This is a genomic window from Sphingomonas caeni, assembly GCF_026013415.1.
GTDB lineage: Bacteria > Pseudomonadota > Alphaproteobacteria > Sphingomonadales > Sphingomonadaceae > Sphingomonas > Sphingomonas caeni.
In genome coordinates this window covers 347,060-359,986 of the sequence record NZ_JAPDOK010000002.1, presented here as the reverse complement: position 1 = coordinate 359,986, position 12,927 = coordinate 347,060, and the positions used below count along the sequence as shown (strand labels likewise).

The 12,927-nt window shown below is 68.5% G+C and carries 17 protein-coding genes; 2 read left to right on the top strand and 15 right to left on the bottom strand.

Features of this window, described 5'->3' with window-relative positions; translation table 11 throughout:
- Positions 1–3: 3 nt before the first annotated feature.
- Together OF829_RS06440 and ssb are read right to left on the bottom strand one after the other, a co-directional pair.
- The gene (locus tag OF829_RS06440) at positions 4–453 is read right to left on the bottom strand and encodes a hypothetical protein (RefSeq protein WP_264939158.1); all 450 of its coding nucleotides are present in this window, start codon (positions 451–453) and stop codon (positions 4–6) included.
- A gap of 14 nt (positions 454–467) precedes the next feature.
- Positions 468–1,022 (bottom strand): single-stranded DNA-binding protein, encoded by a 555-nt coding sequence (ssb, locus tag OF829_RS06435; protein WP_264939157.1) that lies wholly within the window; start codon positions 1,020–1,022, stop codon positions 468–470.
- Between the two features lie 51 nt (positions 1,023–1,073).
- Between ssb and OF829_RS06430 the strand changes: the two genes are divergently transcribed.
- Positions 1,074–1,250, top strand: a complete 177-nt coding sequence (locus tag OF829_RS06430) for a DUF4169 family protein (protein WP_264939156.1) — start codon at positions 1,074–1,076, stop codon at positions 1,248–1,250.
- Here the strand turns inward: OF829_RS06430 and OF829_RS06425 are convergent.
- Genes OF829_RS06425 through OF829_RS06405 form a run of 5 tightly spaced genes read right to left on the bottom strand, consistent with a single transcriptional unit; the run spans position 1,247 to position 5,422 of the window.
- Positions 1,247–1,648, bottom strand: coding sequence for a DUF6334 family protein (locus OF829_RS06425; protein WP_264939155.1), 402 nt, complete (start codon positions 1,646–1,648; stop codon positions 1,247–1,249). The two genes, OF829_RS06430 and OF829_RS06425, sit on opposite strands and share 4 nt — an antisense overlap.
- A gap of 6 nt (positions 1,649–1,654) precedes the next feature.
- Positions 1,655–3,508: a ferrous iron transporter B gene (feoB, locus tag OF829_RS06420; protein ID WP_264939154.1), complete on the bottom strand. Its 1,854-nt coding sequence runs from the start codon at positions 3,506–3,508 to the stop codon at positions 1,655–1,657.
- 4 nt (positions 3,509–3,512) lie between these two features.
- A complete protein-coding gene (locus OF829_RS06415) occupies positions 3,513–3,782 on the bottom strand; it encodes a FeoA family protein (protein ID WP_264939153.1) in 270 nt (89 codons plus the stop codon).
- Between the two features lie 54 nt (positions 3,783–3,836).
- Positions 3,837–4,493: a COQ9 family protein gene (locus OF829_RS06410; protein ID WP_264939152.1), complete on the bottom strand. Its 657-nt coding sequence runs from the start codon at positions 4,491–4,493 to the stop codon at positions 3,837–3,839.
- Positions 4,493–5,422, bottom strand: a complete 930-nt coding sequence (locus OF829_RS06405; protein WP_264939151.1) for a DMT family transporter — start codon at positions 5,420–5,422, stop codon at positions 4,493–4,495. Before OF829_RS06405 ends, OF829_RS06410 begins: the two co-directional genes overlap by 1 nt.
- Before the next feature lie 54 nt (positions 5,423–5,476).
- Between OF829_RS06405 and OF829_RS06400 the strand changes: the two genes are divergently transcribed.
- Complete coding sequence (locus OF829_RS06400; protein WP_264939150.1) at positions 5,477–6,559, top strand: alkene reductase; 1,083 nt, start codon at positions 5,477–5,479, stop codon at positions 6,557–6,559.
- Here the strand turns inward: OF829_RS06400 and OF829_RS06395 are convergent.
- The 8 genes from OF829_RS06395 to gltX all read right to left on the bottom strand — a co-directional run bounded on the left by OF829_RS06395 (position 6,556) and on the right by gltX (position 12,868).
- Positions 6,556–6,987 (bottom strand): hypothetical protein, encoded by a 432-nt coding sequence (locus OF829_RS06395; protein ID WP_264939149.1) that lies wholly within the window; start codon positions 6,985–6,987, stop codon positions 6,556–6,558. The two genes, OF829_RS06400 and OF829_RS06395, sit on opposite strands and share 4 nt — an antisense overlap.
- Positions 6,988–6,992: 5 nt before the next feature.
- Positions 6,993–7,412 (bottom strand): 6,7-dimethyl-8-ribityllumazine synthase, encoded by a 420-nt coding sequence (ribH, locus tag OF829_RS06390; protein ID WP_264939148.1) that lies wholly within the window; start codon positions 7,410–7,412, stop codon positions 6,993–6,995.
- On the bottom strand, positions 7,412–8,551 hold the full coding sequence (gene ribB / locus OF829_RS06385; RefSeq protein ID WP_264939147.1) for a 3,4-dihydroxy-2-butanone-4-phosphate synthase: 1,140 nt from the start codon (positions 8,549–8,551) through the stop codon (positions 7,412–7,414). Before ribB ends, ribH begins: the two co-directional genes overlap by 1 nt.
- Positions 8,538–9,146 (bottom strand): riboflavin synthase, encoded by a 609-nt coding sequence (locus OF829_RS06380; RefSeq protein WP_264939146.1) that lies wholly within the window; start codon positions 9,144–9,146, stop codon positions 8,538–8,540. Before OF829_RS06380 ends, ribB begins: the two co-directional genes overlap by 14 nt.
- The gene (ribD, locus tag OF829_RS06375) at positions 9,146–10,120 is read right to left on the bottom strand and encodes a bifunctional diaminohydroxyphosphoribosylaminopyrimidine deaminase/5-amino-6-(5-phosphoribosylamino)uracil reductase RibD (RefSeq protein WP_264939145.1); all 975 of its coding nucleotides are present in this window, start codon (positions 10,118–10,120) and stop codon (positions 9,146–9,148) included. The genes OF829_RS06380 and ribD overlap by 1 nt, the downstream gene beginning before the upstream one ends.
- Entirely contained in the window at positions 10,108–10,455 is a 348-nt protein-coding gene (locus OF829_RS06370) for a hypothetical protein (RefSeq protein WP_264939144.1), read from the bottom strand. The genes ribD and OF829_RS06370 overlap by 13 nt, the downstream gene beginning before the upstream one ends.
- Before the next feature lie 59 nt (positions 10,456–10,514).
- Positions 10,515–11,180, bottom strand: a complete 666-nt coding sequence (locus OF829_RS06365; protein WP_264939143.1) for an energy transducer TonB — start codon at positions 11,178–11,180, stop codon at positions 10,515–10,517.
- A gap of 362 nt (positions 11,181–11,542) precedes the next feature.
- Positions 11,543–12,868 (bottom strand): glutamate--tRNA ligase, encoded by a 1,326-nt coding sequence (gltX, locus tag OF829_RS06360; RefSeq protein WP_264939142.1) that lies wholly within the window; start codon positions 12,866–12,868, stop codon positions 11,543–11,545.
- Positions 12,869–12,927 lie beyond the last annotated feature (59 nt).

Genomic DNA, 12,927 nt, shown 5'->3' with positions numbered 1-12,927 from the left:
CGGTCAGTCCGCCTTGCCCCAATTGACCGTCACGCGGCTCCCCGATCCGTCGGGCAGCGCCATCACCATCAGCGTGCGCTTGGTGCCTTCGCCTGCCGAGAACATCTTGTCGGTGGCGAGCCGTTCGCCGAGCCCGGCCTTGCCGGCCTGTTCCCTCGACCAGGCGAGCACCGCGGCCGGGGCGGCGGGCGTGGTGTAGCTCACCGTCCCCGCGGTCTTGGCGGGCGCGTCGAAATGCGCCGAGCTGCACACCTTGATCACCCCGCCGGCATAGATGGGCGCGAAATCGGGCTTCTTGGCGCAATCGTTGCTGCCCTCCACCCCGCCGGCGACCGCGGCCGCCGAAGCGAGCGAGGGGGCTGCGCTGGCATTGCCGCCCTGCGCGGCCGTGCCGCCGCCACCGCAGCCCGCGAGCAGAGCCGCCAATCCCACCGCGATCGTCACACGCATCATCGTCGCTCTCCCGTTCAGAACGGAACGTCGTCGTCCAGATCGTCGCCGAAACCGCCACCCGTCGAACCGCCGCCGAAATCGCCGCCGCCCGAGCGCCCGCCGCCGCTGTTGAACGTGCCGCCGGCACCGCCGCCGCGGCTCGACGACTGGCCCGCGAAATCATCGCCGCCGCCCCAATCGTCGCCGCGCGTGCCGGCACCGCCGCCGGTGCGCTCGCCGGGGCCGTCGAGCATCACCAGCTTGGCGTCGAAGCCCTGGAGCACCACCTCGGTCGAATATTTGTCGTTGCCCGACTGATCCTGCCATTTGCGCGTCTGGAGCTGGCCCTCGAGATAGACTTTCGAGCCCTTGCGCAGATAGCGCTCGGCGACGTTGGCGAGGCCCTCGCTGAAGATCGCGACCGAATGCCATTCGGTCTTCTCGCGCTTCTCGCCGGTGTTGCGGTCCTTCCAATTCTCCGAGGTGGCGATGCGCAGATTTACCACCTTGCCGCCATTCTGGAAGCTGCGGCTCTCGGGATCGCGCCCGAGATTGCCGACCAGGATCACCTTGTTGACCGAGCCTGCCATGGAAATTTCGTCCTCAATCCGATAATGGTTTGACCGAAAGGGCTACTCGCCATGGCCGAGATCATCAACCTCAACAAAATGCGCAAGGCCAAGGCGGCTGTGGATAAGGCGGCGCAGGCCGAGGTCAATCGCGCGAAGTTCGGCCGCACCAAGGCGCAGAAACAGGCCGAGGCGGAAGAAGCCTATCGCCGGACGAAGCTGCTCGACGATTCGAAGCTGGAGCCCTAGCGCGCGGTGATGTCGGAGCAGGAAAGCTCGGAGCCCGCGGCGATGAACATCAGCCGCGGATCGAGTGCATGCGGGACCACGCTGCCGAACGCCATCATGAAGACGTCCTGATAGCCGCGATTGTTGGTGCCCACCCATGACCAGCCGAGCGGCTTGCCGAGGAACTCAGCGAGCGGGACCACCGGCGCCCATTCGGCGCCATCAGGGGCGTCGCCGTGCGCGACTTCGACTTCGTCGGTATCGCGATTGACCGTCAGCACCACCGCCGCCTCGCCGACCGCGAAGGCAAGCGCTTCCCAGGAGAGCGTACCGTCGTTCATGCGCCGCTCGCCCACGCCAAGGATCGCCGTGACGGTTTCGCCATCGACCATGTCCCAATCGAAACCGATGCCCGTCATCGCAGCCTAAAGCCCCATCGCCGTCGCCGTCCAGAAGGTGAGCCCCGCCGCCACGTACGCCAGCGCGAACAGGTATCCGATCATGAAGGCCGGCCATTTCCAGCCATTGGTCTCGCGCCGCGTCACGGCGATGGTCGAGATGCATTGGGGGGCGAAGACGAACCACATCAGGAAGGCGAGCGCGGTCGGCAGGCTCCAGCGCGCGCCGATCTGCGAGCGGATCCTGTCCTGGCCGCGGTCGCCATCGGGGTCGTCGACCGCATAGACGGTGCCGATCGCCGCCACCGCCGCCTCGCGCGCGGCCATGGCGGGGAGCAGCGCCAACGCGATATCATGGTTGAAGCCGATCGGCTTGACCACGACCTCGATCCCGCTCGCGATATGCCCGGCGATCGAGACCTCGCTCTGCTTCTGCCCCGGACCCGCGACCGGATAGGAGGCGAGCACCCAGAGGATCGCGACGGTGAGCGCGATGGTGGTGCCCGCGCGCTTCAGGAAAATCTCGGCGCGCTGGAGCAGGCCGAGCGCCACGTCGCGCAGCCGCGGGGCCTGGTACTTCGGCATCTCCATCATGAAGCCGCTGGTCGCGCCCTTGGTCACGGTGCGCCGCAGCAGCAGCGCCGCGAGGAAGGCGCCGATCACGCCGAGGACATAGAGGCCGAACAGCACGAGGCCCTGCATCCCCACCCCCGGCAGCACGCTGGCGTTGGGAATCACCGCGCCGATCACGATGGTATAGACCGGCAACCGCGCCGAGCAGGTCGTCAGCGGCGCGATCAGGATCGTCGTCAGCCTTTCCTTCTCGTCGCTGATCGTCCGCGTCGCCATGATGCCGGGGACGGCGCAGGCGAAGCTCGACAGCAGCGGAATGAAGGCGCGGCCCGACAGGCCGACGCTCGCCATCAGCCGGTCCATCAGGAAGGCGGCGCGGACCATATAGCCCGACGCCTCGAGCACGAGGATGAAGGTGAACAGGATCAGGATCTGCGGCAGGAACACCACTACCGCGCCGACGCCCGCGATCAGCCCGTCGACGAGGAAGGAGCGGATAAAGCCTTGCGGAAGCGCCCCGCCCACCGCGCCGGACAGCCAGCCCATCAGCGTCTCGATCCAGCCGATCGGCGCCTCGGACCAGGCGAACACGGCCTGGAACATGACGAAGAGCAGGGTGAGCAGCAGCACCGGCCCCGCGACCGGATGGAGCGCGACCGCGTCGATCCGGTGGGTCCAGCGGCGGCCGGCGGTTTCCGAAACCGTCGCGGCGAGCGCGATCTGGCGCGCGCGGCGCTGGAGCACGACGATATCGTGCTGGACGCCCGCGCCCTTCTCGATCCGGGTCGCGCCTTCGCGCACCACCTCGCCCAGGCGTTCGCGCAGTTGGTCGAGCCCGCGCTTGCGCACAGCGACGGTGGGGACCACCGGCACGCCGAGCTCGCCCTCGAGCGCTAGGTAATCGAGCTTGAGCCCGTCGCGTTCAGCCAAATCGATCATGTTGAGCGCGACCACGATCGGCAGCCCCAGCGCGATCAGCTGGAGCGTGAAGCGCAGGTGATTGTCGAGGTTCGAGGCGTCGACCACGACGATAATGGCGTCGGGCAGGCGCTCGCCCTCCTGCTTGCCGATCAGCACGTCGCGCGTCACCGCCTCGTCGGGGCTCGACGGATCGAGACTATAGGCGCCGGGCAGGTCGAGCAGCTCGACCGGGCGGCCATCGGGCAGCGCCATCCGGCCGGCATGGCGCTCGACGGTGACGCCGGGATAATTGCCGACCTTCTGGCGCGCACCGGTCAGCGCGTTGAACAGAGCGCTCTTGCCGGCATTGGGATTGCCGACCAGCGCGATCAGCGGGACGGGGTTCATGAGGCTAGGCCAGCGGAGACACGTGGATGGCACCCGCGACGTGGCGGCGAAGCGCGACGGTCATCCGTCCGATCCGGCACGCGACCGGGCCGCCGAGGATGCCCGAGCCCTTGATCAGTTCGACCTCGACCCCCTCGTCGAGGCCCAGCTCGCGAAGGCGCCGCGCCTCGGGGGCGGTGAGCGATTTCCAGTCGACGCTCGCGACCGTGCCGGGCCTGAGCGGGGTCAGCCGGGCGAGCGCGGTGGTCAGGGGAATCGCGGTGGCGAGGTTCATGATGCGAGTGATTATCAATAACAGGCGGGCGGCGCCAGATAGGAATATTGCGAATTACACCGCCGGATAACGCAGCCGCCCGATGAAACGGCTGAGGCTCAACCGATGGCTGTCGCGGCCCAGCCATTTGGCCTTGGCCTTTTCGAACGCCATGATCCCCTCGATGCGCCGGGCGAGGAAGGCGCGCGTCTCTGCCCAGCCTTCGCTCTCGTCGTTCAGGAAGACGGTGACGGTCGCGGCATAGACCGAGCCGAGGATCGCGCGCTTGGTATAGTGGTTATAGTCGGTCGCGGTGTCGCCGGCGAGGCGCCACATCACATCCGCCGAGCGCCAGCCGAGCCTGGCGGCAGCGCCAAGGTTCTGCGGCATGGCGAGGATCGCGACCGCGCGGCGGAGCGCCTCGCGGTGGGGGGCGACCAACTCGAGGCGGGTCTCGACCAGCCTCGTGATCCGTTCGCGCACCTTCATGTTGCCGAGCTGATCGGGGGTGAAGCGCGCAGCCATCGCGGCATCGATGCTCGCGAACCAGGCGTCGATCATCTCCACCGGGCCGCCCGGAAAGGCGATGGCGGCGATGCTCGGCTCGATCCCCAATGCCCGCGCCGCCGCCTCGGCCGCGCGCGCGCTCCATCCGTCGAAGGCCGCGTTATCGGCGACCAGCGGCGCAAGGCCCAAGCGGATTTCGTCGAGCGTCGGATCGGGCGGCAGCATCAGGCGGCTCCTTCGGCTTTCGATCTAATGCTCCCGCCGTCGGGCGCAAGCCGCACCAGCACCAATGCAACCGCGACCATCACCGCGCCGAGCAGATCGGGCCAGCCGAGCCGCTCGCCATAGGCCAGCCAGCCGACGGTCGCCGCGACGATCGGCTGGGTGAGCAGCGCGATGCCGACGACGAGCGGCGAGAGATGGCCGATCGCGTAGATCATCAGCCCCTGACCCACCACCTGGCTCGCCAGCGCGAGGCCGATCAATATTCCCCAATGGTGCGGCATCACCGTCTCGCCGAGGAGCGTGGCGAACAGCAGCAGCGGAAGCGCGCTGGCGAGGCTGGAGAGGGCGAGCGCGGGGATCGGCGCCATCGTCGCGCGCGCGCGCGCCATCAGCACGAAATAGACGGTGTAGAGCGTCCCCGCGAGCAGGCAGAGCAGGTCGCCGGCGAGATGCTTGGGCGAGAGCTCGTAGGAGCGGCCGAGCAGCAGCGCCGCGCCGAGCGCCGCGAGCAGCAAGGCGGCGCCCTGCATCCGCGTCGGCCAGGCGCGTGCGACCAGGAAGCCATAGATCGGGAACATGAGCGTCGCCGAATTGCCGAACAGGGTGGCGTTGGCGAGCGTGGTGCGCAGGATGCCGAGATGCCAGCTCGCCAGATCGGCGGCGAAGGCGATCCCGCCGATCAGCAGCGTCGCCCAGAGCGCAGCCGCGCCCGCGAAGGGGCGCCTCTTGCCGGCATAGCAAAGCGCGACCAGCAACGGCAGCGCGAGCGCGATCCGCCAAAAGGCCGCCGCGACCGGCCCGACATCGGCGAGCCGCACGAACCAGGGGCCGAACGCCAGCGCGACATTGCCCCCGAGCAAGGCCGCAACCGGGAGGGCATTTCCGGTTTGCGCGGACTCAGTTTTTCTTGGGGACCCATTTTCGTGCATGCCGCCCTGTAGCGCCCTATCTGACGCAGACCATAGTCCCGGAGCCAAATCCGCATGCCCAGCCTGTTCGATCCCATCCAGCTCGGTGCGATCCATGCGCCCAACCGCGTCCTGATGGCCCCGCTCACCCGCGGCCGTGCGACCGCGGCTCATGTCCCCACGCCGATCATGGGCGATTATTACGCCCAGCGCGCCGCGGCCGGGCTGATCATCTCCGAGGCGACGGGGATCAGCCGCGAAGGGCTGGGCTGGCCCAATGCCCCGGGGCTGTGGACCGCCGAACAGGTCGAGGCGTGGAAGCCGGTGGTCGAGAAGATCCACCGCGCCGGCGGGCGGATCGTCGCGCAGCTCTGGCATATGGGCCGGCTGTCGCGCCCCGACGTGATCGGCATGCAGCCGCTCTCCAGCTCGGCGACCACCGCGCCGCCGCGACCGGGCCATGTCGGCCCCAACCCCTATGCCGAGGCGCGGCCCGCGACGCGGGACGATATCGCCCGGGTGCTCGACGATTATACCAGCGCCACCCGCAATGCGCTCGCCGCCGGGTTCGACGGGGTCCAGCTTCACGCCGCCAATGGCTATCTGATCGACCAGTTCCTGCGCGACAATTCGAACTTCCGCGACGACGATTATGGCGGGGCGCCCGAGAACCGCACCCGGCTGCTGCGCGAAGCGACGCTGCGGCTGATCGCCGAGGCGGGCGCCGACCGCACCGCGGTGCGCCTCTCGCCCAATGGCGAGGTGCAGGGCTGCGACGACAGCGATCCCGAGAGCGTGTTCGTGCCCGCGGCGAAATGGCTGGGCGAGCAGGGCATCGCCTTTCTCGAGCTGCGCGAATCCAAGCCGGCCTCGACCTTCCGCCCGAGCGACGTGCCGCCGCTCTCGCCCGAGATCCGCAAGGTGTACGCCGGCCCGCTGATCCTCAACGAGGCGTACCGGCTGGAAAGCGCGCAGGCCGATCTGGATTCGGGCGTCGCCGACGGGATCGCCTTTGGCCGCCCCTTCCTCGCCAATCCCGATCTGGTCGAACGGCTGCGGATCGGCGCGCCGCTCAACAAGCCCGATGTCGCGACCTTCTACACCAATGGGCCCGAAGGCTATGTCGACTATCCGGCGCTGGGGGAGGTGGCGGCCTAAACCTTTTCGAGGCTGTCGAGCCAGACGGTCACGCCCTTGCGCAGCGCTGGGAGCGTGCCCTTGTTGAATGCCAGGAAGGCGATCACGAACAGGCCGAAAAAGCCGGCCCAGGCGAAGACGATCCCGAGCACGACCAGCACGACCAGCGCCGCGACGACGATCGTCATGCTCGCGTCGCCGCGCAGCGCGATCGTGCGAGGTCCCTTGTCGTCGAACCAGCGCTGGGTGGTCAGGACCGTCTCGCCCGGCTGAGCCGCGCGCGGCGCCGGCTCAGGGAGCGGCGCGCGGTTGGCGGCCTGGGGCGGCGACGATCCGGGTCGCGAGGGTCCGGGCATTTGCCGGTGCACGCGCTCGCCGGTCATCCGGTCGATCACCACGAGCCGGCGCCCCTCCTCGACCACCTTGTAGCGCGAGGGGGGCATGTCCATGGCTGTCAGCCGAAGCGCTGTTTGAGCGCGAGCATCGTGCAGGCCGCGCGGGCCGCGCCGCCGCCCTTGTCGAGCTGCTCGGCATCGGCGCGGACGATGGCCTGGGCTTCGTCCTCGACAGTCAGGATACCGTTGCCGATGGGGAGCCCGTCGAGCGACAGCGCCATGATCGCGCGCGCGCTTTCGTTCGAGACCACCTCGAAATGATAGGTCTCGCCGCGGATCACCACGCCCAATGCGACATAGGCATCGTAATCGCCGGTCTCGGCCGCCATCGAGACCGCGGCAGGGATTTCGAGCGCGCCGGGGACAGTGACCACCTCATAGTCATGGCCTGCCTCCTGCAGCGCGGTGCGCGCGCCGGCGAGCAGCATGTTGGCGAGGTGATCGTAGAACCGCGCCTCGACGATCAGGACCTTGGCCATCAGGCGTCACTTTCCGAAATGGCGCGTTCGCCGACGATCGACAGGCCGTAACCGTCGAGGCCCACCAGGGTATGATGCGTGTTGGTGAGCAGGATCATGTCCTTGACGCCCAGCTCGGTCAGGATCGTCGCGCCGACGCCGTAATCGCGCAGCTCGTCCATATCCTTGGGCTCGAGCGTGCCCGCGCGCGCCTGGAGCGCGACGGTGAAATTGTCGGGCCGCGAGCGGTTGATCACCACCACCACCCCTGCGCCTTCCTCGGCGATGATCTCCATCGAGCGGCGCAGCAGCCCGCCGCGCTTGCCGCCCTCGCCGAAGATGTCGGCGAAGGGGGAGAGGGCGTGCATGCGGACCAAGGTCGGCTTCGACGGATCGACCTTGCCCTTGACGAGCGCGACCTGCTCGCTGCCGGTCGCCTTGTTCCAGAAGGTGAGCGCGGTCCAGTCGCCGCCCCAGTCGCTCGCGAACCTGGCCTCGGCGCGCTTCTCGACGAGATGGTCGTGGCGGCGGCGATAGGCGATCAGGTCGCGGATCGTGCCGATCTTGAGATTGTGGAACTGCGCGAACGAGACGAGATCGTCCATCCGCGCCATCGTCCCGTCCTCGTTCATGATCTCGCAGATCACGCCCGAGGGATTGAGCCCGGCGAGGCGCGCGACATCGACCGCGGCCTCGGTATGCCCGGCGCGGACCAGCACGCCGCCGTCGCGCGCGACCAGCGGGAAGACATGACCGGGGGTGACGATCTGGTCGGCGCCCTTCGACGCGTCGATCGCGACCGAGACGGTGCGCGCGCGGTCGGCGGCGGAGATGCCGGTGGTGACGCCCTCCTTCGCCTCGATCGAGACGGTGAAAGCGGTCTCGTGCCGCGTCCCGTTGGCGCGGCTCATCAGCTCGAGGCCGAGCGTCTCGACCCGTTCGCGCGTCATCGCGAGGCAGATCAGCCCGCGGCCGAACTTGGCCATGAAGTTGATCGCGTCGGGGGTCGCCATCTGCGCGGGGATGATGAGGTCGCCTTCATTCTCGCGGTCCTCGTCGTCGACGAGGATGAACATGCGGCCGTTGCGCGCCTCGTCGATGATCTCCTCGGGGGAGGAGAGGAAGGCATGTTTCAGCCTTGCGAGTTCAGCTTTTGCCACGGAGCGCCTCCATGCGCTGAAGATAGCGTGCGAGCACGTCGATTTCGAGGTTGACCGCCTGGCCCTTTGCCAGCGCGCCGAAGGTGGTGACTTCGGCGGTATGCGGGATGATGTTGAGGTGGAATTCGACGCCCTGAGGCGTGTCGTCCACCGCATTGACCGTCAGCGAGACGCCGTCGACGGTGATCGAGCCCTTGGGGGCGATGAAGGGGGCTAGCTCGTGGCCCGCCGCGATCACGACATGGTGCGAGCCGCCGACCTCCTCGACCGTGCCGACCGTGCCGATCCCATCGACATGGCCGGTGACGATGTGCCCGCCGAGCTCGTCGCCGAGCCGAAGCGCGCGTTCGAGATTGAGCATGCGGCCCTCGGCCCACATGCCGGAGGCGGTGCGCGAAAGGGTTTCGCCCGAGACGTCGAACATGACCTCACCGGGGGCCTTGTCGACGACGGTGAGGCAGACGCCCGAGCAGGCGATCGAAGCGCCGAGGTCGATCGTGGCGGTGTCGTAGCTGCAAGAGACGCGCACGCGCAGGTCGCCCTTGCGCTCGACGGCGGCGATGGTGCCGATATCGGTGACGATCCCCGTAAACATCAGGAGGCCGCGTAGACCTCAAGCCGGTCGCTGCCAAGCGTGCGCGTGTCGTTGAGCTTCCAACGGCCATGCGCGCTGGCGAGATCGGCGAGGCCGATATCGCCCAGCGCATCGCGGCCCGCACCGATCAGGATCGGGGCGCGGTAGAGGAGGAGGCGGTCGACCAGCCCGGCGCGAAGGAATGAGGAGGCGGTCTCGGCACCGCCTTCGACGAGGAGGTGGTCGACGGTTTCGAGATTGGCGATGGCGGAGGGTGACGCCAGGACCTCCCATCCCGTTTCGCCTTTACCGCGGGTGAGGAGCAGGCGGCGGGGCGATCGATCTTCGAGCCCCGGCAACCGGACATCCAGCCCGGGCGCATCCGCCTCGAACGTCGCGCGCCCCACCAGGATCGCTTCGTGCCGCGCCCGCTCGACATGCGCGTGCGCGCGCGCCTCGGGGCCGGTGATCCAGCGGCTCTCGCCCGAGGCCATGGCGATCCGTCCGTCGAGCGAGGTCGCCAGCTTGAGCGTGACGAAGGGCCGCCCCTTGGCCTGCCGCGTCAGGAACCCCGCCATTGCCGCCCGCGCACCCGCCTCGGCCACGCCTTCGGCGACATCGATCCCCGCCGCGCGCAGCCGTTCGGCGCCTTGGCCGTTGGTCCGCGCATCGGGATCGCCGAGTGCGGCCACCACGCGCGCCACCCCGGCCGCGACCAGCAGGTCCGAACAGGCCGGCCCGCGCGGCGAGACATGCGCGCAGGGTTCGAGCGTGGTGTAGACGGTTGCGCCGCGCGCCGCCTCGCCCGCCTCCGCCAGCGCCATCGCCTCGGCATGGGGGCGGCCGCCGGGCTGGGTCCAGCCGCGCCCCACGACACGCCCCTGCTTCACGATCACGCAGCCGACATTGGGATTGGGCGCCGTCCGCCCGCGGCTGCGCTCCGACAGCGCCAGCGCAGCCGCCATCCAGCGCGAGTCGGCGTTCAGAGGCCCCATCCCTTGAGCGTATTGTCGAGCTCCTGGAATTCCGCCTGCCGCGCCTTCTGCTTCTTCTCCAGTTCGGCGCGCGCCTTGGCGCGCTTGACCTTGTCGATCTCCCTGTCCTTCGCGATTTCCTCATCGCTCCGGTTGAGCGGCCAGCTCTGGAAATAGGTGATGTTGGGCTTGTACTCGGGGAAGAAGCGCGAATCCTTGACGAAGCCATAGATGATCGCGAGCACCGCCAGCAAAGCGGGGAGCAGCATCAGGATCTGGTGGCGCTTGCGGGTGCGCAGGAAGCTGCGCAGGTCGCTCAACGCGGGGCCGGGGGCGAGGCGTTTGAAGAAGTCCATCGGCGGCACAGATAGGGGCGCGGGAGCCTGGGAGCTAGAGGCTCCCGCGCTTGGGCGTATTAGAGGTTCTTCATTTCGAACCGCACGTTCATCACCTTCCAGCTTTCCTCGGGCGTGCCGCCGCGGGTCGCAGGCTTGAAGCGCCATTTCGACAGCGCCTGGCGGCGCGTGGCATCGAAGAAGGCGGGGCTGGTCGCGCTGAGCTGCTCGACCGCCTTCACCCGCCCGTCGACGCCGATCAGCACGCGGACCGCGACCTTGCCGTCGCGCTCGCGGGCAATCTCCGAGGCTGGATAATCGGGCTGGAACTGACCGGCATAGCGCGGATCGATCTGGGCGATGATCAGCGGCGGCGGGGGCGGATCGACCGGCTTGGAGACGGCCGTGCCCTCGGGCTTGCCGAGATCGGGGGTCTGCGGGGTGATCGGCGGGTCGGCGGTCGTCTTGATCGGGGGCAGGTCGGTCGGCAGCGGGTTCGCAACCGGCGGCGTGTAAATCTGGGGCTCGCGCACCGCTTCAGTGGTGGGCTTGGGCTTTTGGACCGGCGGCGGGGGCGGCGGGATCGGGATATTTCTGGTATCGAGGATCGTATCCCTGATCATCGGGCCGATCGTCGGCGCGATGAAGAAATAGAGCCCGGCGATCAGCGCGCCGTTGACGATCATCGCCGCGCCAAAGCCGACCGGCTTGATGCCGAAGGGTAGCGAAGAGCGGTTGGTGTACATGTCAGACCTCCTTCTCCACGGCCGGTCGGGTGCCGGCGAGTTGTGATGATACAACGTTACATACCAGAGGTAAAGAGACTATGTATCATTTGGTCCCGGAGGGCGCTTGCCGTTACCCGGCCCCTTGCAATGTAGGATTTCGCCTGCTTGGCTCGCGCAGCCGGTCGTTCCGGCCGCTCCTTGACATGGCGAACCCCGATCCCAGCGCTCCTGCGAAAGCAGGAGCGCTGGGATCGGATGTCCCTATGGGCAATATTCGCCTGGGAGACTGAGCGGCGCAAACCAGGCGCGATAGTGTGAAGCCAGTGTCAACTTTCACATGCCGGGGCCGCCCGGCCGACTGCGCCAATCGAGCCCGGACCCTAGCCCAAAAGCCGCGCGATCGCGCGGTCGCGGCCGATCAGCGGGAGCAGGGCGGCCATGTCGGGGCCGTGATCGAGCCCGGTGAGCGCCTGGCGCAGCGGCAGGAAGAGCGGCTTGCCCTTGCGGCCGGTCGCTTCCTTGAGCGCGCCGGTGAGCGCGTGCCAGGGGTCGGCTTCCCAGTCGATCCCGCCCGCGAGCGCCGCGGCCTCGGTCAGAAACGCGCGATCCTCCTCGGCGATCGCCGACTCGACCGGCCCCTCGATCACCCGCCACCAATCCGCCGCCTCGGCGACGGTGGCGAGATTCGGCCGGATTGCCTCCCATGCCGCCTCGCCCATTCCGGCGGGCAGGCGGTCGGCAACCGAATCGAAGGCGAGCTGGTGCACGATCCGGGCATTGAGCTGCGCCAGCTCGCCCTCGTCGAACCGCGCCGGCGCGCGCCCGAAGCGCGCGAAATCGAAGCTTTCGATCAGCGGGGCGGGATCGGCGAAGGGCTCGATGGGCAAGCTCGTCCCCAGCCGTGCGATCAGCGCGACGATCGCCTGGGGTTCGATGCCCGCCTCGCGGAAATGCTCGACCCCGAGCGAGCCGAGCCGCTTCGAGAGCTTGCCCTCGGCCCCGGTCAGCAGCGCGGTGTGCGCGAATTTCGGGATCGCGCTGCCGAGCGCCTCGAACATCTGGATCTGCGCCGCGGTGTTCGAGACGTGATCCTCGCCGCGCACGACATGGCTGACCGACAGATCGATATCGTCGATCACCGACGGGAGCAGGTAGAGCCACGACCCGTCGGCGCGGCGCACCACCGGATCGCTCATCAGCGAAGGATCGAACTTCTGGTGCCCGCGGACGAGATCGTCCCATTCGATCGGGGCCGAATGATCGAGCTTGAAGCGCCAATGCGGCGTCCGCCCCTCCGCCTCATACGCTGCGCGCTCGGCATCGGTCAGGGCAAGCGCGGCGCGGTCATAGACTGGCGGCAGCCCGCGCCCGAGCAGCACCTTGCGCTTGAGATCGAGCTCCTGCGCGCTTTCGTACGCCGGATAGACCCGCCCGGCAGCCTTCAGCGCCGCGAACCGCGCCTCGTAGAGATCGAACCGCGCCGACTGCCGCGCCTCGCCATCGGGCACCAGCCCCAGCCAGGCGAGATCGGCGCGGATCGACTCGACGAACGCCTCGTCGCTGCGCTCGCGGTCGGTATCGTCGATCCGCAGCAGGAATTTGCCGCCATTGGCACGCGCGAACAGCCAGTTATGGATCGCCGCGCGCAGGTTTCCGACATGGAGCTTGCCGGTCGGGCTGGGAGCGAAACGGGTAATCACGGTCATTCGCGCCACCTAGGGGCGAATGCCTCCTTGCGCCACCCGGAACGCGCAGTAAGGGAACT